This is a genomic window from Aurantimonas manganoxydans SI85-9A1 (assembly GCF_000153465.1).
Taxonomy (GTDB): Bacteria; Pseudomonadota; Alphaproteobacteria; order Rhizobiales; family Rhizobiaceae; genus Aurantimonas; species Aurantimonas manganoxydans.
Window position 1 is genome coordinate 1,959,679 of the sequence record NZ_CH672387.1, and the last position, 24,117, is coordinate 1,983,795.

At 66.4% G+C, this 24,117-nt stretch carries 20 protein-coding genes and 2 pseudogenes; 11 read left to right on the top strand and 11 right to left on the bottom strand.

Features of this window, described 5'->3' with window-relative positions:
• Positions 1-19 precede the first annotated feature (19 nt).
• Positions 20-268, top strand: coding sequence for an RNA chaperone Hfq (gene hfq / locus SI859A1_RS09260; RefSeq protein ID WP_024350643.1), 249 nt, complete (start codon positions 20-22; stop codon positions 266-268).
• Positions 269-1,657, top strand: coding sequence for a GTPase HflX (gene hflX, locus SI859A1_RS09265; protein WP_050767495.1), 1,389 nt, complete (start codon positions 269-271; stop codon positions 1,655-1,657).
• Positions 1,658-1,678: 21 nt separating this feature from the next.
• On the opposite strand, the pseudogene SI859A1_RS09270 reads toward hflX, so the two are convergent.
• Positions 1,679-3,294, bottom strand: a pseudogene (locus SI859A1_RS09270) (DEAD/DEAH box helicase).
• A 51-nt stretch (positions 3,295-3,345) separates the two neighbouring features.
• Between SI859A1_RS09270 and SI859A1_RS09275 the strand changes: the two are divergent.
• Entirely contained in the window at positions 3,346-4,086 is a 741-nt protein-coding gene (locus tag SI859A1_RS09275; RefSeq protein ID WP_081451359.1) for an alpha/beta fold hydrolase, read from the top strand.
• A gap of 9 nt (positions 4,087-4,095) precedes the next feature.
• On the opposite strand, the gene SI859A1_RS09280 is transcribed toward SI859A1_RS09275, so the two are convergent.
• The 5 genes from SI859A1_RS09280 to SI859A1_RS21630 all read right to left on the bottom strand — a co-directional run bounded on the left by SI859A1_RS09280 (position 4,096) and on the right by SI859A1_RS21630 (position 9,063).
• Complete coding sequence (locus SI859A1_RS09280) at positions 4,096-4,680, bottom strand: hypothetical protein (RefSeq protein ID WP_040325623.1); 585 nt, start codon at positions 4,678-4,680, stop codon at positions 4,096-4,098.
• 50 nt (positions 4,681-4,730) lie between these two features.
• Positions 4,731-6,755 carry a DNA topoisomerase IV subunit B gene (gene parE, locus SI859A1_RS09285; protein ID WP_040325624.1) on the bottom strand — a complete coding sequence of 675 codons (2,025 nt, stop codon included), beginning with the start codon at positions 6,753-6,755 and terminating at the stop codon, positions 4,731-4,733.
• Positions 6,756-7,104: 349 nt separating this feature from the next.
• Positions 7,105-8,514, bottom strand: coding sequence for a type I glutamate--ammonia ligase (glnA, locus tag SI859A1_RS09290; protein ID WP_009209532.1), 1,410 nt, complete (start codon positions 8,512-8,514; stop codon positions 7,105-7,107).
• A gap of 52 nt (positions 8,515-8,566) precedes the next feature.
• On the bottom strand, positions 8,567-8,905 hold the full coding sequence (locus SI859A1_RS09295) for a P-II family nitrogen regulator (RefSeq protein ID WP_024350649.1): 339 nt from the start codon (positions 8,903-8,905) through the stop codon (positions 8,567-8,569).
• Positions 8,902-9,063, bottom strand: a complete 162-nt coding sequence (locus SI859A1_RS21630; protein ID WP_154653364.1) for a hypothetical protein — start codon at positions 9,061-9,063, stop codon at positions 8,902-8,904. Before SI859A1_RS21630 ends, SI859A1_RS09295 begins: the two co-directional genes overlap by 4 nt.
• Before the next feature lie 133 nt (positions 9,064-9,196).
• Here SI859A1_RS21630 and SI859A1_RS09300 point away from each other — a divergent pair, with 133 nt between their 5' ends.
• Positions 9,197-10,726 carry a bifunctional ADP-dependent NAD(P)H-hydrate dehydratase/NAD(P)H-hydrate epimerase gene (locus tag SI859A1_RS09300; protein WP_009209534.1) on the top strand — a complete coding sequence of 510 codons (1,530 nt, stop codon included), beginning with the start codon at positions 9,197-9,199 and terminating at the stop codon, positions 10,724-10,726.
• Between the two features lie 54 nt (positions 10,727-10,780).
• On the opposite strand, the gene SI859A1_RS09305 is transcribed toward SI859A1_RS09300, so the two are convergent.
• Complete coding sequence (locus SI859A1_RS09305; protein ID WP_040325625.1) at positions 10,781-11,587, bottom strand: DUF72 domain-containing protein; 807 nt, start codon at positions 11,585-11,587, stop codon at positions 10,781-10,783.
• Between the two features lie 61 nt (positions 11,588-11,648).
• Positions 11,649-14,495, bottom strand: a pseudogene (gene uvrA / locus SI859A1_RS09310) (excinuclease ABC subunit UvrA); the annotation flags it as partial.
• A 270-nt stretch (positions 14,496-14,765) separates the two neighbouring features.
• Between uvrA and ssb the strand changes: the two are divergent.
• Entirely contained in the window at positions 14,766-15,287 is a 522-nt protein-coding gene (gene ssb / locus SI859A1_RS09315) for a single-stranded DNA-binding protein (RefSeq protein WP_009209537.1), read from the top strand.
• Between the two features lie 156 nt (positions 15,288-15,443).
• Here ssb and SI859A1_RS09320 read toward each other — a convergent pair whose 3' ends face one another.
• A complete protein-coding gene (locus SI859A1_RS09320; RefSeq protein WP_009209538.1) occupies positions 15,444-16,094 on the bottom strand; it encodes a MarC family protein in 651 nt (216 codons plus the stop codon).
• A 350-nt stretch (positions 16,095-16,444) separates the two neighbouring features.
• Between SI859A1_RS09320 and gyrA the strand changes: the two genes are divergently transcribed.
• Positions 16,445-19,216: a DNA gyrase subunit A gene (gene gyrA / locus SI859A1_RS09325; RefSeq protein WP_050767704.1), complete on the top strand. Its 2,772-nt coding sequence runs from the start codon at positions 16,445-16,447 to the stop codon at positions 19,214-19,216.
• 148 nt (positions 19,217-19,364) lie between these two features.
• Here gyrA and SI859A1_RS22285 read toward each other — a convergent pair whose 3' ends face one another.
• Positions 19,365-19,493, bottom strand: coding sequence for a hypothetical protein (locus SI859A1_RS22285; RefSeq protein ID WP_276324894.1), 129 nt, complete (start codon positions 19,491-19,493; stop codon positions 19,365-19,367).
• A 160-nt stretch (positions 19,494-19,653) separates the two neighbouring features.
• Between SI859A1_RS22285 and coaD the strand changes: the two genes are divergently transcribed.
• The 5 genes from coaD (at position 19,654) to tgt (ending at position 23,570) form a co-directional block, all read left to right on the top strand.
• On the top strand, positions 19,654-20,136 hold the full coding sequence (gene coaD / locus SI859A1_RS09330; protein WP_009209540.1) for a pantetheine-phosphate adenylyltransferase: 483 nt from the start codon (positions 19,654-19,656) through the stop codon (positions 20,134-20,136).
• A 37-nt stretch (positions 20,137-20,173) separates the two neighbouring features.
• Positions 20,174-20,731, top strand: coding sequence for a peptidylprolyl isomerase (locus SI859A1_RS09335; protein ID WP_009209541.1), 558 nt, complete (start codon positions 20,174-20,176; stop codon positions 20,729-20,731).
• Positions 20,732-20,857: 126 nt separating this feature from the next.
• A complete protein-coding gene (locus SI859A1_RS09340) occupies positions 20,858-21,328 on the top strand; it encodes a peptidylprolyl isomerase (protein WP_009209542.1) in 471 nt (156 codons plus the stop codon).
• Positions 21,329-21,348: 20 nt separating this feature from the next.
• The gene (gene queA / locus SI859A1_RS09345) at positions 21,349-22,440 is read left to right on the top strand and encodes a tRNA preQ1(34) S-adenosylmethionine ribosyltransferase-isomerase QueA (protein WP_009209543.1); all 1,092 of its coding nucleotides are present in this window, start codon (positions 21,349-21,351) and stop codon (positions 22,438-22,440) included.
• Positions 22,437-23,570 carry a tRNA guanosine(34) transglycosylase Tgt gene (tgt, locus tag SI859A1_RS09350; protein ID WP_009209544.1) on the top strand — a complete coding sequence of 378 codons (1,134 nt, stop codon included), beginning with the start codon at positions 22,437-22,439 and terminating at the stop codon, positions 23,568-23,570. Before queA ends, tgt begins: the two co-directional genes overlap by 4 nt.
• 36 nt (positions 23,571-23,606) lie before the next feature.
• On the opposite strand, the gene SI859A1_RS09355 is transcribed toward tgt, so the two are convergent.
• Entirely contained in the window at positions 23,607-24,029 is a 423-nt protein-coding gene (locus SI859A1_RS09355; protein ID WP_148233789.1) for a DUF4864 domain-containing protein, read from the bottom strand.
• Positions 24,030-24,117: the final 88 nt, after the last annotated feature.

Sequence of the window (24,117 nt, forward strand, 5' to 3'; positions counted from 1 at the left end):
AGAACAGGACAAGGACCACATGGCCGAACGCACGCAGAACCTTCAGGATCTCTTTCTCAACACCGTCCGCAAGCAGAAGATTTCGCTGACGATCTTCCTGGTCAACGGCGTCAAGCTGACCGGCGTCGTCACCTCCTTCGACAATTTCTGCGTGCTTCTGCGCCGCGACGGGCATTCCCAGCTGGTCTACAAGCACGCGATCTCCACCATCATGCCGTCCCAGCCCGTGCACATGTACGATGGCAGCGACGAAGACAGGAAAGACTGATTGGCCGAACATAGAGAAGTGGGGCCGCGAGGCCCGATCGAACACAAGACCGTCCCGACCCGTGCGGCGGTCTACGTCCCCGTGTTCAAGCAGTATCCCGTGCAAGACGATGTGGCGGGTACGGCCGAAGCGCCGCGCCGGAGCCACGATGCGCGCCTGGCTGAGGCCATGGGCCTCGCCGCCGCCATCGGGCTCGACATCGTCGCCAGCGGTGTCGTCAGCGGCCAGCGGCCGCGTCCGGCGACGCTGATCGGCACCGGCAAGGTCGAGGAAATGAAGGGCGTGATCGCCGGCGAGGAGATCGGGCTGGTCGTGTTCGACCATCCGCTCACCCCGGTGCAGCAGCGCAACCTGGAACGGGAGTTGAACGTCAAGGTTCTCGACCGGACCGGTCTCATTCTCGAGATCTTCGGCGAGCGGGCGCGCACCAAGGAAGGCCGCCTGCAGGTCGAGCTCGCGCATCTGAACTACCAGCGCGGCCGCCTCGTGCGCAGCTGGACCCATCTGGAGCGTCAGCGCGGTGGTGCCGGCTTCCTCGGCGGTCCGGGCGAAACCCAGATCGAATCCGATCGGCGGCAGCTTCAGGAGAAGATCAAGCGGCTCGAAAAGGACCTGGAACAGGTCCGGCGGACGCGGCAGCTGCATCGCGCCCAGCGCAAGAAGGCGCCGCATCCGGTGGTCGCGCTCGTGGGCTATACCAATGCCGGCAAGTCGACGCTGTTCAACCGCCTGACGGGCGCCGAAGTGATGGCGAAGGATCTGCTCTTCGCCACGCTCGACCCGACCCTGCGCCGCACGACGCTGCCGCACGGCACCGAGATCCTGTTCTCGGACACGGTCGGCTTCGTGTCCGACCTGCCGACGCATCTGGTGGCGGCCTTCCGCGCGACGCTGGAAGAGGTGATCGAGGCCGACATCGTGCTGCATGTGCGCGACGTGGCCGATCCCGACACGCTGGCCCAGGCCGAGGACGTGCGCAAGATCCTGCGCGACCTCGACATCGACGTGGACGACAGCGACCACGTGGTCGAGATCTGGAACAAGGTGGACCTGCTCGACGAGGCCGGCCTCCAGCACCTGGCGACGATGCGCGAGAGCCTGCCGGATACCGATGCCGTGCACGTGGTGTCGGCGGTGACCGGCTTCGGCGTGGACACGCTGCTGGTGGATATCGAGCGACGGATCGGCGGCGGCACGGTGACGCTGACCGTGGACGTGGCGCCCGATGCCATGGGCTTCGTGCCATGGATTTACGAGAATGCCACGGTGACGGCGCGCGACGACCGCGAGGACGGCGCCGTGTCGCTGACCATGGACATCACAAAGCAGGCCCGGACAGAATTACGCCGGATGAGCGAGCACGCATCCGGCGTTTCGTTTCAGCGCTGAGAGCGGGTCAGGCCGGCACCGTCAGGTGCCGGTCCCGATCAGCATGAAGGCTGGGATATCGTCCCCGAAACCAACCGGCGACTTGCCGTTGTCGTCGTTGCGGCCGCCCCGCGGCGCCGGCTTCGCACCGCGGGGTCGCGACGACGATGCGGCGGGACGCGCCCGATCGCTGGAGGCTGCACGGCTGCGGCTGGGCTTCTGCACCGGTGCCACATTCTCTTCGACGGATTCGACCGGAGCATCGCGCGTGATTGCCTCGACGGGCACATCCAGTTCGCCGGCTTCGGCGCGCACCACGGCCGGTTCAGCTTCGATCGCCTGTTCCGGTGCTGCCTCGATCGCCGGCTCCGCTGCGGCAGCTCCACCGCGACGACGTGTCGAGGACCCCGAGCGACGGCCACTACCGCTGCGACGAGCCGGCTTGTCGCTGGTCTCCTCGTCGCTGACGGCGGCGACCGGCTCACCGAGCCACTCGATCTCGTTGCCGATCAGCTTCTCGATGGCATCGAGATGCTTCTTGTCGGCCTTGGTCGCCAGGGTGAAGGCAGCGCCCGAGCGTCCGGCCCGACCGGTGCGGCCGATGCGATGGACATAGTCCTCGGCATGGATCGGCACGTCGAAATTGAAGACGTGGCTGACGGCCGGGATGTCGAGGCCGCGCGCGGCCACGTCGGAGGCGACCAGCAACTGGATCTTGTGTCACGGAAGCCCTGCAGCATCGCGGTGCGCGAACGCTGGTCCATGTCGCCATGCAGGGCGCCGGCGGAAAAGCCGTGGCGCTCCAGCGAACGGAACAGCGTCGCCACGTCCCGCTTGCGGTTGCAGAAGATGATGGCGTTGGTCAGTTCGGTCTGGTCGCGGATGACCCGGCGCAACGTATCGCGCTTCTCGAAGTCGTCCTTCTTCGTGGCGACCAGTCGCTGGGTCACGGTCAGCGCGGCCGAGGCCGGCTTGGCGACTTCGACGCGAACCGGGTTCTGCAGGAACTGCTCGGTCAGGCGCGTGATCTCCGGCGGCATGGTAGCCGAGAAGAACAGGGTCTGACGCGAGACCGGTAGCAGCTTGCAGATCCGCTCGATGTCCGGGATGAAGCCCATGTCCAGCATGCGGTCGGCTTCGTCGATGACGAGCACTTCCACCGCGGTCATCAGCAGCTTGCCGCGCTCGAAATGGTCAAGCAGGCGGCCCGGCGTGGCGATCAGGACGTCGGCGCCGCGGTCGATCTTGCGATCCTGATCCGCGAAGGAGACGCCACCGATCAGCAGCGCGACGTTGAGCTTCTGGTCGAGACCGTAGCGGGTAAAGGATTCGGCGACCTGTGCGGCGAGTTCGCGCGTCGGCTCGATGATCAGGGTGCGGGGCATGCGAGCCCGGGCGCGACCCTGTTCGAGCATGGTCAGCATCGGCAGAACGAAGGACGCGGTCTTGCCGGTTCCCGTCTGCGCAATTCCCAGGACATCGCGGCGCTCAAGCGCGTGCGGAATGGCCTGTTCCTGAATCGGCGTCGGTTCATTGTATCCGGCGGCGTGTACGGCTGCCAGAACCTTGGCGCTCAGGCCGAGTTCGGAAAAGAGTTTCAAGCTAGCTGTTCTCTTGGGTAAATGGGAGGTTGCGTTCGGTAGCGTTTGAAAGCCCATCTCATGGGGCGATAGGGCGAGCGCAAGCGCGAGTCAACCGATACGCCCCAAATGGGGCTTTTCACCGGGATTTACAGGGCAGGAATAGTGAATTTGGTACCGATTGTCATGATTCCGGGCTTGTTGTGCACCGACGACCTGTATCGCGATCAGATCGCGGCCCTTGCCGGGCACCCGATCCGGATTGCCGATACCACGAGCGATGCGTCGGTCACCGCCATGGCGGAGCGGCTCCTGGCCGATGCGCCCGAGAGCTTCGCGCTCTGCGGCCTCTCCATGGGCGGCTACGTGGCACTGGAGGTGCTGCGACTGGCGCCAGAGCGGGTGCTTGCGGCGGTGCTGATGGCGACGAGCCACCGGGCAGACATCCCCGAGCAGACCGCCATGCGTCACCAGCTCATCGCGACGGCACGGGAAGAGGGGATCGAGGCCGTGGCGCGTCTACTGTGTGAGCGCCTCGTCGCGCCGGAGACGGCGAGTGCGACGCTCAATCAGCGCATCGTCGAGATGGCCGCAGCAATTGGGGTCGAGGGTTTCGTTCGTCAGCAGCAGGCCATCATCGATCGGCCGGACCAGAGCGACCGGCTTTCCACGATCAATGTTCCGGTGACGATCGTCGCCGGAGAGGCGGACGCGATCATCCCGCCGGAGCGGGCGCGCGAAATGGCCGCAGCGATCCCGGGCGCGCGCCTGGAGATGCTGCCGGCGACCGGGCACATGGTGACGATGGAGCGGCCGGGCCGCACCAGCGCGATCCTGCGACGCAGTCTCACCGAGGCCGCCGCAGGCTGAGCAGTGGGCTCAGTTGGTCGCCGGGCCGAACATGTAGGGCTGGTCCGGGAAGAAGTGCAGCTCGTAGGTCTCTGCGATTTCGCCGTCCGAGGGCAGGAGATCGAAGAACAGCGACAGGCTGTTGGGCTCGGTCTCGCTCGGTTCGTCGGCGCGGTAGCCGACGACGGCGCCCTCGATCTGGTTGAGTTCCCGGATCTCGGTGCTGGAGCGCAGCGTCAGATTGGTGCCGCTGCCTTCGAGCTGCTGGACGAAGAAATGATAGTCCGTCTCGTCGGCCGGGGACTGCACCATGATCGTGCGCCAGACGCCCTGGACGTCGCCGTCCGACCACGGGCCGACGATCTGCACGTCCTCGATCAACGGCGAGAGCGCTTCGGCGGCGGCCGCCGGATCGCCGGCGCCGGCCGGTGCAGCGGCCGGGCTCGCCGAGGGTGCGGCTTCGCTCGCAGCTGCCGGTGCGGCCGGAGCCGCCTGTTCGGTAGCCGGGTCTGCGGCGGGAGCGGCGTCGGTTGCCTGCGCCAGAGCCGCGTTCTGGACCATCATGAGGGCCGCCAGGCTGACGCCGGCGAAGGTGCTTACGGAACGAATGACCATCTTCGGACTCCCTGTGCCGGATCTGGTCGCTCTCTTACGGGGCGTGCCCGTCAGATGTCCAGATCCTCGACGAAGGCGGCGCGGTCCTGCAGGAATCGGAAGCGCGCCTCGGGCTTGTTGCCCATCAGCGCACTGACCGCACCGGAGGTGCCGGCTTCGGGCGTTTCATCCATGTGGACGCGCAGCAGCGTGCGCTTGCGCGGGTCCATGGTGGTTTCCTTGAGCTGCGCAGGCAGCATCTCGCCGAGCCCCTTGAAGCGCGAAATCTCCACCTTGCCGCGGCCCTTGAAGTCACGGGCGATCAGGCGTTCACGGTCGGCGTCGTCGCGGGCATAGGCGGTCTTGCCGCCCTGGGTCAGCTTGTAGAGCGGCGGCACGGCGAGGAAGAGATGACCGCCGCGGATCAGCTCCGGCATCTCCTGGTAGAAGAAGGTGATCAGCAGCGAGGCGATATGGGCGCCGTCGACGTCGGCGTCGGTCATGATGATCACGCGCTCGTAGCGCAGATCCTCTTCGCGGTATTTCGACCGCGTGCCGCAGCCCAAAGCCTGGATCAGGTCGGCGAGCTGCTGGTTGGCGCCGAACTTCTCGCGTCCGGCCGAGGCGACGTTGAGAATTTTGCCGCGCAGCGGCAGGATCGCCTGCACCTTGCGGTCACGCGCCTGCTTGGCCGATCCGCCGGCGGAATCGCCCTCGACGATGAAGATCTCGGCATTGACCGAACCGCTCTGCGAGCAATCGGCCAGCTTGCCGGGCAGGCGCAGCTTGCGCGTTGCGCTCTTGCGGCTGACTTCCTTTTCCTGGCGGCGGCGCAGCCGCTCGTCGGCGCGCTCGACCACCCAGTCGATCAACCGCGCGGCGTCCTGCGGCGAAGAGGCGAGCCAGATGTCGAAGGAATCGCGCATCGACTGCTCGACGATGCGCTGCGCCTCGGCCGTGGCCAGCCGGTCCTTGGTCTGCCCGACGAATTCCGGCTCGCGGATGAACACCGACAGCATTGCCGACGCCGTTAGCATGATGTCGTCGCCGGTGATCACGGCAGCACGCTTGTTGCCGGACACCTCGGCAAAGGCCTTGAGACCGCGCAGCAGCACCGAGCGCAGGCCAGCCTCGTGGGTGCCACCCTCCGGCGTCGGGATGGTGTTGCAATAGGAGCGGACGAAGCCGTCGTCGGCGGTCCAGCTCACCGCCCATTCGACCGCGCCGTGACCGGAGACCTTCTCGGTGCGACCGGCGAAGATCTGCGAGGTGACGCGACCCTGCTTGTCGAGCGTGCCGTCGAGATAGTCCTTCAGGCCGCCGGGGAAATGGAAGGTGTCGCGAGACGGCACGCTGCCGTCGGCGGGCAGCAGCGAGGGGTCGCAGGCCCAGCGAATCTCGACGCCGCCGAAGAGATAGGCCTTCGACCGCGCCATCGCGAGCAGCCGTTCGGGGCGGAAGCGGGCGCCGGCGCCGAAGATCTCCGGATCGGGCCGGAACCGGATCCGCGTGCCGCGACGGTTCTGGATGTCGCCGATCTCTTCCAGCCCGGTCTGGGCATGGCCGCGCGAATAGGTCTGGCGATAGAGCCTGCGGTTGCGGGCAACCTCGACCTCGAGCGTCTCGGACAGGGCGTTGACGACGGACACGCCGACGCCGTGCAGGCCGCCGGAGGTTTCGTAGACCTTGGAATCGAACTTACCCCCGGCATGCAGCGTCGTCATGATGACTTCGAGCGCCGACTTGTCGCGGTATTTGGGATGCGGATCGATGGGGATGCCGCGCCCGTTGTCGGCCACCGACAGGGTGCCGTCGGCTTCCAGCGCAACCTCGATGAAATTGGCGTGCCCCGCGGTCGCCTCGTCCATCGAATTGTCGATGACCTCGGCGAACAGGTGATGCAGCGCCTTCTCGTCGGTGCCACCGATATACATGCCGGGACGACGACGGACGGGCTCGAGCCCTTCGAGGACTTCGATGTCCGCCGCCGTGTATTCCGACGGTTCCTGCAGATTGGCGGCCGCACGCGGCTTCGCGCTGGGCTTCGGCGCTCGCGGCTGGCGTGCGGCGTTGCCGGAAAACAGATCGTCGCTCATCGCGCGGCGAACTCCCTGGCGGATCGCCACATGACGCGCGTCGTTGGGGTCGAGCGCTCGTAAACCATGCCGAGATGCCTATACTTTCACGAAATGTTCTTCAAGCGCCCGGCGCCGTGCGGTGCGGGGAAAGCGCCGATCGCAGGATTTATCCACGGTTTCCGCCCATGCGGGCGTTTGTGGCTGATCCCGTGCGCGGCAACAAGCCGTGCGTGACGCGCCAGGCGAAAGCGCGCCGCGATTGGCGATCTGTGTCGTGGCAAGGAAAAAGGGGGCGCCATAGGCACCCCCTTCCGTTCGGTCCGTGTAGACCCGATGGTCGCCGCCGGCAGCCGGCGACCGGCTCGGATCAGACCGAGTAGTACATGTCGAACTCGACCGGATGCGGGGTCATCTCGAAACGCAGGACCTCGGCCATCTTCAGGTCGATGAAGGCGTCGATCTGGTCGTCGTCGAAGACGCCGCCCGCCTTGAGGAAGTCGCGGTCGGTATCCAGCGCTTCCATCGCCTCGCGCAGCGAGCGGCAGACCGTCGGGATTTCCTTCAGCTCTTCCGGCGGCAGGTCGTAAAGATCCTTGTCCATCGCCGAGCCCGGATGGATCTTGTTCTTGATGCCGTCGAGGCCGGCCATCAGCATCGCCGCGAAGGCGAGATACGGATTGGCGGTCGGATCGGGGAAGCGGACCTCGACGCGCTTGGCCTTCGGCGACTGGCCGAACGGGATGCGGCAGGACGCCGAGCGGTTGCGTGCCGAATAGGCCAGCAGCACCGGAGCCTCGTAGCCCGGGACCAGACGCTTGAACGAGTTGGTCGACGGGTTGGTGAAGGCGTTCAGGGCCTTGGCATGCTTGATGATGCCGCCGATGTAGAACAGCGCGCTCTCCGACAGACCGGCATATTCGTCGCCCGCGAAGGTCGGCTTGCCGTTCTTCCAGATCGACTGGTGCACGTGCATGCCCGAGCCGTTGTCGCCGAAGACCGGCTTCGGCATGAAGGTCGCCGTCTTGCCGTAGGCGTTCGCGACCTGGTGGATGACGTATTTGTAGATCTGCATCTTGTCGGCGTTGCGGGTCAGCGTGTCGAACTTGATGCCAAGCTCGTGCTGGGCCGCGGCGACCTCGTGGTGGTGCTTCTCGACCGCGACGCCCATCTCGGCCATGACGGTGAGCATTTCCGAGCGCATGTCTTGGCAGGAATCGATCGGGGGCAGCGGGAAGTAGCCGCCCTTGATGCGCGGACGGTGGCCGAGATTGCCGGTCTCGTACTCGGCGTCGTCATTCGACGGCAGCTCGGTGGAGTCGAGCTTGAAGCCGGTGTTGTACGGGTCGGCCTTGTAGCGGACGTCATCGAAGATGAAGAACTCGGCTTCCGGGCCGAAGAACGCCGTGTCGCCGGTGCCCGACTGGGTCAGATAGGCCTCGGCCTTCTTGGCGGTCGAGCGCGGGTCGCGGTTGTAGGCCTCGCCGGAGACCGGGTCGAGGATGTCGCAGACGATCGCCATGGTCGACTGGGCGAAGAACGGGTCCATGTAGGCCGTCTCGGGATCCGGCATGAGGACCATGTCGGACTCGTTGATCGCCTTCCAGCCGGCGATCGACGAACCGTCGAACATCGTGCCCTCGGAGAACAGGTCCTCGTCGACCAGGGTGACGTCCATGGTCACGTGCTGGGACTTGCCCTTGGGGTCGGTGAAGCGCAGGTCGACGAATTTCACGTCGTTGTCCTTGACCTGCTTCAGGATGTCGTTGGCGCTCGTCATGGCGGTCCTTCCTATTATCGAACTCTGAGACTGTGTGTGGGAAGCTGCTGGATCAGATCGCGTCGGTGCCGGCTTCGCCGGTCCGGATGCGGATCGCTTCCTCGATGTTGGAGACGAAGATTTTGCCATCGCCGATGCGGCCGGTCTGGGCCGCCTTGCGGATGGCTTCCACGGCGGCAGCGACGGTCTCGTCCGCAAGGACGATCTCGACCTTCACCTTGGGGAGAAAATCGACGACGTATTCGGCCCCGCGGTAGAGTTCCGTATGACCCTTCTGCCGCCCGAATCCCTTGGCCTCTGTGACGGTGATGCCCTGAAGCCCCACTTCCTGCAGGGCCTCCTTCACCTCATCCAGCTTGAAGGGCTTGATGATGGCCTCAACCTTCTTCATCGACATTCCTTCTCGACGTTGTCCCCGTCACGGGCCGCCGGCCCGTCGAACCCGCTGTAGCAGGTCGCGTGCCAAAGACGACCTCCTACGGTGAACGCTTCGAAATAGTCCACCGGAACGATCGGGAAAGCGGAAATTTCGGTTACCGGCGCCTTCATGTCCTATGATCCACGGCGGATGGCCACAGGAGCGCCCATTGCTCCGTGCTCGGAATGGCTACACGAGGGCACCCGCCATGTCACCCAGACTGCACATCCGGTGATCAGAATGTCCATTTATTAGGCACACTCCATGACGAAAATTGCTGCACATGATCTGGCGCTGCTCGACCCGGTGCAGATGGCCGAAGCCGACCGCCTGACGATTGCCGGCGGGATGGCAGGGATCGCACTGATGGAGCGGGCGGCGACCGCGGTGGCGGGGACAATCCGCCGATCCTTCCCGAAGGCGCGGCGCATCGCGGTGCTGGCCGGCCCCGGCAACAATGGCGGCGATGCCTGGGCCGCCGCGCGGCTCTTGAGCGAGGCCGGCTGCGAGCCGACGGTCTACAGCTTCGTTGCGCCAGATATGCTGCGCGGCGATGCGGCTTTGGCGGCCGCCGGATATGGCGGCCCGTGGCAGGCGCTCGAGGCATTCGTGCCGGAAGCCGGTTTCGACCTCGTCGTCGACGGCCTGTTCGGCGCCGGGCTGGCGCGTCCCGTGGAGGGGGAAGCGGCGCGGGCCATCGCGGCAGTGAAGGGCGCGAAGACACCGGTCGTCGCCATCGATCTGCCGTCCGGCATTTCCGGTGCGAGCGGCGAGCCGCTGGGCACGGTGCTCCGGGCGGATCTCACGGTGACGTTCTTCCGGCGAAAGCCGGGCCATCTGCTGGAGCCGGGCCGAAGCGCCTGTGGCCGCGTAATCGTTGCCGACATCGGCATTTCCGACAGCGTCCTCGAGGCGATCTCGCCGCAGGTCTTCGCCAACGCGCCGGGCCTGTTCCGCAACCCGGCGACATCGCCGCGCGACGCGGGTCACAAATACGATCGCGGCCATGCCGTGGTGTTTTCCGGCGGCATGGCGCGGACTGGCGCGGCACGGCTGGCCGCCATGGCGGCGCTGCGCGGCGGGGCAGGGCTCGTCACCGTCTATGCGCCGGGCTCGGCGCTGATGGCCCATGCCGCGCATTTGACCGCGATCATGCTGGAGCGCTGCAACGACGCCGCGGATTTCGACGCACTCTTATGCGATGCGCGCACCAACGCCTTCGTGCTCGGACCCGGCTTCGGAATCGGCGAGGACGCACGCCGCTACGCCAGTGCGGTTCTCGCGGCGGGGCGGCGGCTGGTGCTCGATGCCGACGGGATCACGTCGTTCCAGGACGAACCGGAAACGCTGTTCGCTGCAGCAAAGGCGGCGACGAGCGACGACGGGGCGCCGCTGGTGCTGACGCCCCATGCCGGCGAGTTCAAGCGGCTGTTTCCCGACCTTGCGGGCGACGCGACACTGTCGAAGCTGGAGCGGACGCGGAGTGCGGCCCGGCGCGCCGGCGCCGTAGTCGTCCTGAAGGGGCGCGATACGGTGATCGCCGCACCGGACGGGCGCGCCGCGATCAATTCCAACGGGACGCCATGGCTGGCGACCGCCGGCAGCGGCGATGTTCTGTCGGGGATCGTCGCCGCGCAGCTGGCTCAGGGCGCGCCGAGCTTCGAGGCTGCCTGCGCCGGTGTCTGGATGCATGGCCGTGCCGCCGAACATTTCGGGTCCGGCCTGATCGCCGAGGATTTGGCGCCGATGCTGCCGCAGGTCCATACCGAACTGGCGGCGCTGCCGTCATCCTGAACGACCGGAGCGCGAGGCGCTCATGTCAACGAAAGTGGCGCAGGTCGCGATGGCTCAGTCGTCCAGGCGCTCCTGCAGCGCCATCGCAGCCTGCGGCGCACGGACTTTTCCCTCACGGATGAAATAGACGAAGACATCGCGCGGCGTCTCCGCCGCGTCCGTCTCAGGATCGTGCCGCGGCAGGTCGGCGGGCCGGCCGCCCGACGCCCATTGCCTGGCGCGCTCCGCCCAGGCGTCGAGCGCGTCGGCTGGATAGCCCGTTGTGATCCCGGCGTCGCCCTTCTGCAGCCGGGCATAGACGAAGTCGGCGGTGACGTCGGCGATCTCGGGGTAGTCAGCGCTCTCGGCATAGACGATGGCGACGCCGGCCTCGCGGCACATCTGCACGGCCTGCGGGCAGGCGAAGCTCTCGTGACGCAGTTCCACGACATTGCGCAGGGCAACGCCGCCGGCGCTGGCCGGCAGCAGCTTCAGGAAGGCGCCGAAATCGTCAGGGTCGAACTGCTTGGTGGCGGCCAGCTGCCACAGCAGCGGTCCCAGCTTGTCGCCGAGTTCGGCAATGCCGGAATCCACGAAGCGCTGGAGGGATTCGCCGCCTTCGGCGAGGACCTTGCGGTTCACCGCATAGCGCGGCGCCTTCAGCGAGAAGACGAAGCCCTCGGGTGCCTCGCTCGCCCATTTGGCGAAGGTCTCCGGCTTCTGGCTACGGTAGAAGGTGCCATTGACCTCGATCGTCCGCAACTTCGATGCGGCATATTCTAGCTGGCGCTTCTTCGGCAGGTCGTCCGGGTAGAAGCTTCCTTCCCAGGGCTCGAAGGTCCAGCCGCCGATGCCCGTGCGGATCATGCCGCGTCCTGCCATGTCGATTCCCTCTTCGCCGCAATCGCTATTCGGCCGCCTCGCGCTTGATGCCCGGCCGCCGCTCCAGCAGCTCGCGCAGGAAATGGCCGGTATAGGAGCGCTCGACCTTGACCACGTCCTCGGGCGTGCCGGTGGCGACGATCTCGCCGCCGCCATCGCCGCCCTCGGGGCCGATGTCGACGACCCAGTCGGCGGTCTTGATGACCTCGAGATTGTGCTCGATGACAACGATCGTGTTGCCGCGGTCGACCAGGTCGTGCAGCACTTCCAGAAGCTTGGCGACATCGTGGAAATGCAGACCGGTGGTCGGCTCGTCGAGGATATAGAGCGTGCGGCCGGTCGCCTTGCGCGACAGCTCCTTGGCCAGCTTGACGCGCTGCGCCTCGCCGCCCGACAGGGTGGTCGCCTGCTGGCCGACCTTGATGTAGCCGAGTCCAACCTCCTTCAGCGTCGCCAGCTTGTCGCGCACCACAGGAACGGCGGCGAAGAAGTCGACGCCTTCCTCGACCGTCATGTCGAGGACGTCGGCGATCGACTTCTCCTTGAAGGTGACCTCCAGCGTCTCGCGATTGTAGCGCTTGCCGTGGCAGACGTCGCAGGTGACGTAGACGTCGGGCAGGAAGTGCATCTCGATCTTGATGACGCCGTCGCCCTGGCACGCCTCGCAGCGGCCGCCCTTGACGTTGAAGGAGAAGCGGCCGGGCTGGTAGCCACGCGCCTTGGCCTCGGGCAGACCGGCGAACCAGTCGCGGATCGGCGTGAAGGCGCCGGTATAGGTTGCCGGGTTCGAGCGCGGCGTGCGGCCGATGGGCGACTGGTCGATGTCGATGACCTTGTCGAGATGCTCCAGTCCTTCGACCCGGTCGTGCTCGGCGGGAATGTCGCGGCCGTTGGAAATGCGCCGCGAGGCCGCCTTGTAGAGCGTCTCGATCAGGAAGGTGGACTTGCCGCCGCCCGACACGCCGGTGACGCAGGAAAACAGGCCCAGCGGGATCTCGGCCGAGACGTTCTTGAGATTGTTACCGCGGGCGCCAACGACCTTGAGCTGCTTGCCCTTCTGCGGCTTGCGGCGCTTCTCGGGCACAGGCACGCCGAGATCACCCGACAGATAGCGACCGGTCAGCGAGCGCGGATTGGCCATGACCTCGCCGGGCGTGCCGGCGGCGATGATCTCGCCGCCATGGATGCCGGCGGCCGGGCCGATATCGACCACATGGTCGGCGGTGAGGATCGCGTCCTCGTCATGCTCGACGACGATCACCGTGTTGCCGATGTCTCGCAGATGCTTCAGCGTTTCCAGCAGCCGCGCATTGTCGCGCTGGTGCAGGCCGATCGAGGGCTCGTCCAGGACATAGAGAACGCCGGTCAGTCCCGAGCCGATCTGCGAGGCCAGCCGGATGCGCTGGCTCTCGCCGCCCGACAGCGTGCCTGAGGCCCGCGACAGCGTCAGGTAGTCGAGGCCGACATCGTTGAGGAAGCGCAGCCGTTCGCGGATCTCCTTCAGGATGCGGACGGCGATCTCGTTCTGCTTGTCGGTGAGCTTCGCCGGCAGCTCCTCGAACCAGCCGGCGGCGGCGCGGATCGACTGCTCGGTGATCTCGCCGACATGACAGCCGGCGATCTTCACCGCCAGCGCCTCGGGCTTCAGCCGGTAGCCGTTGCAGGCCGGGCAGGGAGTGGCCGACATGAAGCGCTCGATCTCCTCGCGCATCCAGGCCGATTCCGTCTCCTTCCAGCGCCGCGCCAGATTGGTGACGACGCCCTCGAAGACCTTGGTGGTCTTGTAGGAGCGCAGACCGTCATTGTAGCGGAACTCGATCTTCTGCTTGCCGGTGCCGTGGAGAATGGCGTTGCGGGCCTCCTCCGACAGCTCGGTCCAGCGATCGGTCTGCTTGAAGCCGTATTGCCGGCCGAGCGCATCGAGGGTCTGGCCGTAATAGGGCGAGGAGGATTTCGCCCAGGGCGCGATGGCGCCGCCCTTCAGTGTCAGAGCGTCGTTGGGCACGACCAGCTTGGGGTCGACGGCCTGCTGCGAGCCGATGCCGTCGCAGCGCGGGCAGGCGCCGAAGGGATTGTTGAAGGAGAACAGCCGCGGCTCGATCTCGGGGATGGTGAAGCCGGAGACAGGGCAGGCGAATTTTTCCGAGAAGACGAGCTGTTTGGCATGGCCGTTCTCGTCGACACCGTCGGCGAATTCGGCGATCGCAAGACCGTCCGCAAGACCCAGCGCGGTCTCGATGGAATCGGCAAGCCGCGCCGACAGGTCGTCACGCACGACGATGCGGTCGACGACCACGTCGATGTCGTGCTTGTACTTCTTGTCCAGCGCCGGGGCGTCGGCGATGTCGTGGAACTCGCCGTCGATACGGACGCGCTGGAAGCCCTTCTTCTGCAGCTCGGCCAGTTCCTTGCGGTACTCGCCCTTGCGGCCGCGCACGATCGGCGCCAGCAGATAGAGCCGCGTGCCTTCCTCAAGGGCCATGACCCGGTCGACCATCTGGCTGACGGTCTGGCTCTCGATCGGCAGGCCGGTGGCCGGCGAATAGGGCACACCGACGCGGGCGAAGAGCAGGCGCAGGTAGTCGTAGATCTCGGTGACGGTGCCCACGGTCGAGCGCGGGTTCTTCGACGTCGTCTTCTGCTCGATGGAGATGGCCGGCGACAGACCCTCGATCTGGTCGACATCCGGCTTCTGCATCATCTCGAGGAACTGCCGCGCATAGGCGGACAGGCTCTCGACATAGCGGCGCTGGCCCTCGGCATAGATGGTGTCGAAGGCGAGCGACGATTTTCCCGAACCCGACAGGCCGGTCATCACGATCAGCTTGTCGCGCGGAATCTCCAGGTCGACATTCTTGAGATTGTGTTCGCGCGCGCCGCGAATGGAGATCGTCTTGAGTTCGGCCATGACGCGAAATGCAGTCCTTGCGGGTGGGAAACGGACCCTACTTAGGTGCCGGACCCGACTCTTCCAAGGCGGGGTCCGAACCGTTCTGCTTGACTCCGGCCAGATGATGTTCTTTTTTTGTTCCCGTCAAGGCCGAGCTGGGCATAGGCTGCGCCCCGGGATCCCGGTTCAGCGGCGGCGGACAAGCCAGTGGACGACGGGGCCGGGCTGCTTTCGTCCGGCCGCGCGGTCGGATAGGGTCGCGCCGATTTTCAGATTTGGAGTTTCGTCATGGCAGGCAGTGTCAACAAGGTCATTCTGGTGGGCAATCTCGGGGCCGACCCCGAGATCCGCCGCCTGAATTCCGGCGACGCCGTCGTCAATCTGCGGATCGCGACCTCGGAATCCTGGCGTGACCGCCAGTCGGGCGAGCGTCGCGAACGCACCGAATGGCACAACGTCGTGATCTTCAACGAGAACCTGGTGAAGGTCGCCGAGCAGTTCCTGAGGAAGGGCTCGAAGATCTATATCGAGGGCGCGCTGCAGACCCGCAGCTGGGAAGACCAGTCGGGCCAGAAGCGCTACACCACCGAGGTCGTGCTGCAGAAATTCCGCGGCGAGCTGCAGATGCTCGATGGCCGGAACGAAGGCGGCGGTGGTGGCGGTGCCGGCGGCGGTGGCGGTTATGACCGCGGCGGTGGCGGTGGCGGCCGTGTCGAACAGAGCGGCGGCGCCTCCGGCGGTGGTGACCGTGGCTATGGCGGCGGCGGTGGCGGCTCGTCCCGCGATCTCGACGACGAAATCCCGTTCTGATCGCCAAGTCGATCGCAGAATGTGGGGGCATCCGGCGAAAGCCGGGTGCCCTTTTTCGTTGTCAGGCTGGGCGGACCGGATGACGACGCTTTGCGATGCGCGTTGTGCGGCGGGATATCGCGGGGTCCATCGCGCCCTGCCGGCGGCGCGTCGCGATCAGCTCAGGGCCGTCGCGCCTTGCTGGCTGGTGCGGATGAGTTCGGCAGCGCCGTCGGCGACGAACTGAACGGCGAGGGCGGCCAGGAGCACGCCGAGCAGCCGTGAGATCACCGCGCGCCCTGTGACGCCGAGAAACCGGTCGACCCGGTGGGCGAGGGCGAGGAAGCCGAAGCTCACGGTGAGCGCCATGAAGATCACCCCGACGAGCGCAGCCTGGCCGCCGAGGCTGGGCAGCGAGCCCGACAGCAGGATCACCGCCGAGATGGCACCCGGACCGGCGATCAGCGGGATCGCCATCGGGAAGGCGGCGACATCGGCGGCCTCCGGATCATCCACGGCCTTGTTCGCGCTGCGCTGCTTGCGCTCATTGCGTTTCTCGAAGACCAGCTCGAAAGCGATCCAGAACAGGAACAGGCCGCCCGCCACCCGGAAGGCGCCGAGCGTGATGCCGAGCGTGCGCAGGATACCGAGGCCAAAGAGGGCGAAGACCGCCAGGATCGCGAAGGCGATCAGGCAGGCGCGCAGCGCAGTCCGCTGGCGCTCCTTCTCGTTCATCTCCGGCGTGAGGGCGAGGAACAGCGGCACCAGCCCGAGCGGATCGATGATGACGAAAAGGGTGACGAACCCCGACAGGAGAAGATCGAACATGGGTTCCGCGATCCCGTGAAGCCTTCGCCATCGGTAACAGCTGGCGCCAGCCGGTCAAAGGCCATCGGCCGGAAAACCGGCGAATCGGCTGATTCCTGCCGCGAAGCCGGGTTTTCGGCGGCTGCACGCCGGACGCGCTTCGCGGTTTCTTTTGGATAGCGCGTAAGCGGCTGGCAACATTGGCCTTTCGAGGCCGCGCAAATGGGCGCTGCAATTGCTCCGGCGGGCCGTTCGGGCTATAGGCAGAACACGAATTTTGAGTCAATCGGGACACAGTCTTGGCCGAAGACGACATCACGACGCCGCCGGAGCGACCCACCGGTATCGATTCCATCTCGATCATCGAGGAAATGCAGCGCAGCTATCTCGATTACGCCATGAGCGTGATCGTCAGCCGTGCGCTTCCCGATGTGCGCGACGGACTGAAGCCGGTGCATCGCCGCATTCTCTACGCGATGCACGGCATGGGCCTGACCTTCAACCGACCGTACCGCAAGTCTGCCGGTGTCGTCGGTGAGGTGATGGGTAAGTACCATCCGCACGGCGATTCCTCGATCTACGACGCCTTGGTCCGGATGGCGCAGGACTGGTCGCTGCGCGCGCCGCTCATCGAGGGGCAGGGCAATTTCGGTTCGATCGACGGCGATCCGCCGGCGGCGATGCGTTACACCGAGACGCGCCTCTACAAGGTGTCGGACGCACTGCTCGCCGACATCGACAAGGAAACCGTCAACTTCCAGGACAATTACGACGGACGCGAGCAGGAACCGGTCGTCCTGCCGGCGCGGTTCCCGAACCTCCTGGTGAACGGCTCCGGCGGCATCGCCGTCGGCATGGCGACGAACATCCCGCCGCACAATCTCGGCGAGATCGTCGATGGCTGCGTGGCGATGATCGACAATCCGGCGATCACGCTGGAAGAGCTGATGGGTTTCATTCCGGGGCCCGACTTCCCCACCGGCGCCATCGTCCTGGGCCGGGCGGGCATCCTGTCGGCCTATTCGACCGGTCGCGGCTCGATCCTGATGCGCGGCAAGGCGCATGTCGAGCCGATGCGCAACGATCGCGAGGCGATCGTGATCACCGAGGTGCCGTTCCAGGTCAACAAGTCGACGATGATCGAGAAGATGGCCGATCTGGTTCGCGACAAGCGGATCGAGGGCATCTCCGACATTCGCGACGAGAGTGATCGCGACGGCTACCGGGTTGTCGTCGAGCTGAAGCGCGATGCGTCCTCCGACGTCATCCTGAACCAGCTCTACCGCTTCACGCCGTTGCAGACGACCTTCGGCGCCAACATGGTGGCGCTGAATGGCGGCCGGCCCGAGCAGATGACGCTGCCCGACATGCTGTCGGCCTTCATCTCGTTCCGCGAGGAAGTGGTCAACCGGCGCACCAAGTATCTGCTGCGCAAGGCGCGCGAGCGCGCTCATGTCCTTGTCGGCCTGGCCATCGCCGTCGCCAATATCGACGAGGTGATCAAGCTGATCCGGGCTGCGCCCGATCCGGCGACCGCCCGCGAGCAGTTGATGACCCGCGCCTGGGAAGCCAAGGACGTGGCGCCGCTGATCCGGCTGATCGACGATCCGCGCCACCGCATTACCGAAGAGGGCACCTATCGTCTGTCCGAGGCGCAGGCCCGCGCCATTCTCGACCTGCGCCTGCAACGGCTGACCGCGCTCGGCCGCGACGAGATCGGCGACGAGCTCAACAAGATCGGCGAGGAGATCCGGGAATATCTGGAGATCCTGTCGTCGCGCGTCCGCGTTCGCGAGATCATCAAGGAAGAGCTGATCGCGGTTCGCGACGAGTTCGCGACGCCGCGCCGTACCGAGCTCTCCGAGGGCGCGGCGGACATGGACGACGAGGACCTGATCCCGCGCGAGGACATGGTCGTCACCGTCAGCCATGGCGGCTACATCAAGCGCGTGCCGCTGGCCACCTACCGCTCGCAGCGTCGCGGCGGCAAGGGCCGCGCCGGCATGTCGCTGAAGAACGACGAGGATTCGGTCACCCGGCTGTTCGTCGCCAACACCCATACGCCGGTGCTGTTCTTCTCGTCGCGCGGCATCGTCTACAAGGAGAAGGTCTGGCGCTTGCCGCTGGCCTCGCCGCAGTCGCGCGGCAAGGCGCTGATCAACATGCTGCCGCTGGAGAAGGGCGAGCGGATCACCTCGATCCTGCCGCTGCCGAGCGATCCGGATGCGGCCGCCGAGCTGAACGTCATGTTCGCCACCACCCGCGGCACGGTGCGGCGGAACAAGCTGTCCGACTTCACGCAGGTCAACCGCAACGGCAAGATCGCCATGAAGCTCGACGAGGACGGCGACGAGATTCTCGCCGTCGCGACGTGCTCGGAGGACGACGACGTCCTTCTGACGGCGGCGTCGGGCCAGTGCATCCGCTTCCAGGCGACAGACGTGCGCGTCTTTGCCGGCCGCAACTCGGTCGGCGTGCGCGGCATCTCGCTGGGTGAGGGCGACCGGGTCATCTCCATGGCGATCCTGCGCCATGTCGATGCCACCCCGGCCGAACGCTCGTCCTATCTGAAGATGCGCCGTGCCGTCGAAGGCGCGTCTGACGGCGATCTCACCGCCGAGCCGACCGTCGAGGAAGAGGGCGCCGGCGACGTCGCTATCGATCAGGAGCGCTACGCCTATCTGAGCGCCGCCGAGGAGATGATCCTCACGGTCAGCGAGTTCGGCTACGGCAAGCGGTCGTCGTCCTACGAGTTCCGGGTGATCGGACGTGGCGGCAAGGGCATCCGTGCCACCGACACCAGCCGGGCCTCCGAGATCGGCCAGCTGATGGCCGGCTTCCCGGTGGAGAGCGGCGACCAGATCCTGCTGGTCACCGATCGCGGCCAGCTCATCCGGGTGCCGGTCGAAGGCATCCGCACCGCCGGCCGCGCCACCCGCGGCGTCACCATCTTCAAGACGGCCGACGGCGAGCGCGTCGTCTCGGTCGAGCGCATTCCCGACCAGGGTGCCGACGAGGCGGGCGAAGCCGAGGCGGACACGATCGACGGGGACCTCGAAGACGGTGGCGTCGACGGTTCGACGCCGGACGAAACGGGGCCGGACGCGGCCGCTCCCGACGGTGATGTCCCGCCGCAGGAATAGAGCTGCCTTCTGGCCAACGAAAAAAGGACTGCCGCGATCTTGTCGCGGCAGTCCTTTTCGCATCGGGGGCTCGATACAGGCCGGCCCGTCCGCCGCCTATCTCGGAACCAGCGTTTCGACAGCCGGCTCCGTCGGCGACCGAACCGGCTCAGCGCATGGTGCGGGTGCGATTGGCGGTCACGCGGATGCGCTGTGCCTGGGATTCATTGTGCAGGGTGATCGCGGTCGCCGTTGCGAGGGTGACGACCATGGCGATGGACAGGGCGAAGACCAGCATCGTGTTTCTCCATTATTCGACTTGACAACGGACCGCGTTGCAATTCGTTCCAGATAACAGCGTTTCACTGAACGAGGCCGGAAGCGGTGGTTCATCATCCGTTCATCGGCGGGCGGTCCGCGGCGTCTCACGGATGCCGCATGCGAGGGGACAGGACGACATGACACGCGCCTTTTATCCCGGGTCGTTCGACCCGATGACCAACGGCCATCTCGACATTCTCCGCCAGGCGCTGGCGGTCTTCGACACGGTGGTCGTCGGCATCGGCGTGCATCCGGGCAAGACGCCGATGTTCAGTTTCGACGAGCGGGCCCGGCTGATCGCCGATTGCGTTGGCGGCACGTCGGATGCCGAGCTGCGCGTCGTGGCCTTCGACAATTTGGCCGTGGATGCGGCGGTTGAGGCCGGCGCATCGGCGATCGTGCGCGGCCTGCGCGACGGCACCGACCTGAATTACGAGATGCAGATGTCGGGCATGAACGGTGTCATGCGGCCCGAGGTGACGACGGTGTTCTTTCCCGCTTCGCCGGCGACGAGGCCCATAACCGCCACATTGGTTCGGCAGATCGCCCGCATGGGAGGGGACGTGAGTGCGTTCGTTCCTGCCAATGTCGCCGAGGCGATACGAGGAAAGACCGCCTGACGCCAAGCGCGGGCGCGAGAGCTGGAGTAAGTCCGACATGAAGATTTTCGCATCGCTGGGACTGGCCGTTTCCCTGGCCGCCACCGCCTTTGCCATGCCTGCCAGCGCCCAGTCGTCCGATCCGGACAACATGCTGGTGATCACGACCAAGAATGGCGACATCGACATCCAGCTGCGGCCCGACCTCGCCCCCAGCCATGTCGAGCGGATCAAGGAACTCGCCAAGGAAGGCTTCTATGACGGCGTCGTCTTCCACCGCGTCATCGAGGGCTTCATGGCCCAGACCGGCGATCCCACGGGCACCGGCATGGGTGGTTCCGACAAGCCGGACCTGAAGGCGGAGTTCTCGGACGAGACCTTCGACCGTGGCACCGTCGGAATGGCGCGCTCGCAGGACCCGAACTCGGCCAATTCGCAGTTCTTCATCATGCTCGCCGACGGCGACTTCCTCGACGGCCAGTACACGGTGGTCGGCGACGTCGTCTCGGGCATGGAGACTGTCGACGCCATCAAGAAGGGCGATCCGGCCCAGAACGGCTCGGTCGACGAGCCCGACGCGATGGTCAAGGTCACCGTCGGCGGCGACGCCGGCTGAGGCCGACGCTCCCGCGGTTCGCCCGAGGCTTGTGCCAACAGGCGAATCCGCCCAAGTAAGGGCATGAATGGCGGTTCCGGTGATCGGAGCCGCCTGTTTTGCATGTTTGAATCGAAGGAGAACGAGATGGCCTACGACAATCCGGACGATACGCTGGTCCTCGAGACGACCAAGGGCCAGGTGGTCATCAAGCTGCGGCCCGATCTGGCTCCGAACCATGTCGCCCGCGTCAAGGAACTGGCCCGCGAGGGCTTCTACGACGGCGTCGTCTTCCACCGCGTCATCGACGGCTTCATGGCCCAGACCGGCGATCCCACGGGCACCGGCGCCGGCGGCTCTGACAAGCCGGACCTGCGCGCCGAGTTCTCCGCCGAGCCGCACAAGCGTGGCACCGTCTCGGCCGCCCGCACCGCGAACCCGAACTCGGCCAACTCGCAGTTCTACATCTGCTTCGACCGTGCGCCGTGGCTCGACCGCCAGTACAGTGTCTGGGGCGAGGTCATCGAGGGCATGGACAACGTCGACAAGATCAAGAAGGGCGAGCCGGTCCAGGATCCCGACTCCATCACCACCATGCGCGTCGCGGCCGACCTTTAGGCCCGGCGACACGATCCGGCATGCGCGTCGACCTGTTCGATTTCGAGCTGCCGCCGGAGCGGATCGCGCTCCGGCCGGTCTCTCCGCGTGAGAGCGCGCGCCTGCTCTGCGTCGATCCGGCTCGTGGGCTGGCCGATCAGACGGTCGGCGACTTGCCGTCGCTGCTGACACCGGGCGACGTCCTGGTCTTCAACGATACGAAGGTGATCCCGGCGCAGCTCGAAGGGCTGCGCCGGCGCCCGGGCTCGGTGGACGGCGAGGGCGTCGCCCAGATCTCCGCCACCCTGCATATGCGCGAGGCGCCGGATCGTTGGCTGGCCTTCGTGCGGCCCGGCAAGCGGGTCAAGGTCGGCGACCGCATCGCCTTCGGCCATGGCGGCAATGCCTGCCTCGCCGGCACGCTGGAAGCTACGGTGGAAACCCGCGGCGAGGGCGGCGAAGCCTCGCTGCGTTTCGACCTGTCCGGCCCGGCGCTGGACGAGGCGATCGCCGCCGTGGGGCATATTCCGCTGCCGCCCTATATCGCCTCGAAGCGTCCCGACGATTCCCAGGACCGCTCCGACTACCAGACCGTCTATGCCCGCGAGGACGGCGCCGTCGCGGCGCCCACGGCGGGACTGCATTTCACCCCCGATCTGTTCGCGCGCCTAGCCGCCCGCGATATCGCCGCCGAATATCTGACGCTGCATGTGGGCGCGGGGACGTTCCTGCCGGTCAAGGCCGAGGACACCGCCGACCACCGCATGCACAGCGAGATCGGCCGCGTCACCGAAGAAAGCGCCGAGCGCCTGAACGCGGCGCGCCGCGAGGGCCGGCGCATCGTGTCCGTCGGCACGACGTCGCTGCGGCTCCTGGAGAGCGCGGCCGATGCCGATGGAACGATCCGGCCCTTTTCCGGCCCCACCGACATCTTCATCACACCGGGCTACCGCTTCCGGGCGGTCGACCGGCTGATGACCAATTTCCACCTGCCGCGCTCGACCCTGTTCATGCTGGTCAGCGCATTCAGCGGGATCGACACGATGAAATCCGCCTACGCCCATGCCATCGGGAACGAGTATCGCTTCTATTCGTATGGCGACGCTTGCCTGCTCGACCGGGCAGCGGCATGAGCGAGACCTTCCAGTTCAAGCTCATCGCCACGGACGGCAAGGCCCGGCGCGGTGTCATCACCATGCCGCGCGGCGAGGTGCGCACGCCGGCCTTCATGCCGGTCGGCACCGCCGGCACCGTCAAGGCGATGTATCTCGACCAGGTGCGGGAGCTCGGCTCCGACATCATCCTCGGCAATGTCTACCATCTGATGCTGCGGCCCGGCGCCGAGCGCGTCGCCCGGCTGGGTGGCCTGCATGACTTCGCGCTCTGGCCGCATCCGATCCTGACCGATTCGGGCGGCTTCCAGGTGATGTCGCTCGCCAGCCTCCGTGAGCTCGACGAGACGGGCGTCCGTTTCCGCTCGCATATCGACGGGTCGAAGCATGAGCTCACGCCCGAACGCTCGATCGAGATCCAGGGACTTCTGGATTCCGACATCCAGATGCAGCTCGACGAATGCATCCGCCTGCCGGCGGAGCGCGCCGAGATCGAGCGCGCCATGGAAATGTCGCTGCGCTGGGCCGAACGCTCGGCAAAAGCCTTCGGCAACCAGCCGGGCAAGGCAATGTTCGGCATCGTGCAGGGCGGTGATCTGATCGACCTGCGGGTGCGTTCGGCCGAACGGCTGGCGGCGATGGACCTGAAGGGCTACGCGGTCGGCGGACTGGCGGTCGGCGAGCCACAGGACGTGATGTTGGCGACCCTCGACGAGACGCTGCCGGTCATGCCGGTGGACAAGCCGCGCTACCTGATGGGCGTCGGCACGCCGGACGACATCCTGCAGTCGGTGGCGAGGGGCATCGACATGTTCGACTGCGTCATGCCGACCCGTGCCGGTCGCCACGGTCTCGCCTATACGCGCTTCGGCAAGGTCAATCTGAAGAACGCCCGCCATGCCGATGACCCGCGGCCGCTGGACGAAGCCTCCGGCTGCCCGGCGTCCCGCGATTATTCGCGCGCCTATCTGCACCATCTGGTGCGCTCCAACGAGGCGCTGGCCTCGATGCTGCTGACCTGGAACAACCTGGCCTACTACCAGTCGCTGATGTCCGGCATGCGCGCGGCGATCGAGGCTGGTGGCTTCGACGACTTCGCCGCCGCGACCAAGTCTGGCTGGGCGCGCGGCGACCTGCCGCCATACGGCTGAGCCGGCGCAGGCGGACGGCGGCCTGACCGCCCGATGTCAGACGGCCAGATCGTCGCCCTTGCGGATCGTGCAGCCGGTGATCTTCATCGTGCCGTCCGCCTGGCGCTCCAGCGTATAGCTCGCCACCCAGCTTCGCCCGCGCGAATCGGTGAGGTTCACCTCCTGGCGGAAGCTGGCGCCCTCCGGCTTCAACGCGCCGAAGACGGCGCTTTGCGACCGATAGACCGGGTCGTAGCCCTGCTTCACCATCGCCATGAAGGATTGCGGCGAGGGGAAGAGCGCCCGGACGTTCGGGGCTGCGTGGGAATAGGCTTCGGCGCCATCGCCGGCGCGGAAGGCATCGAGCTGGGCGCCGATCGTCGCGCGGATGTCGTCGGCATCGCTGGCCACTGCCGGCGCGGCAAGTGCTGTGGTCCAGACCAATGCCGCCGCTGCGGCAGACATCATGCGTCGTCGCATCCTGCACTCCTTTCGTTTGACCGAAAGGATCGGCGCGAACGCCGCAAGGGGGAAACGGCCGCCACGCAACTTACCGTGAGGCCGGTCG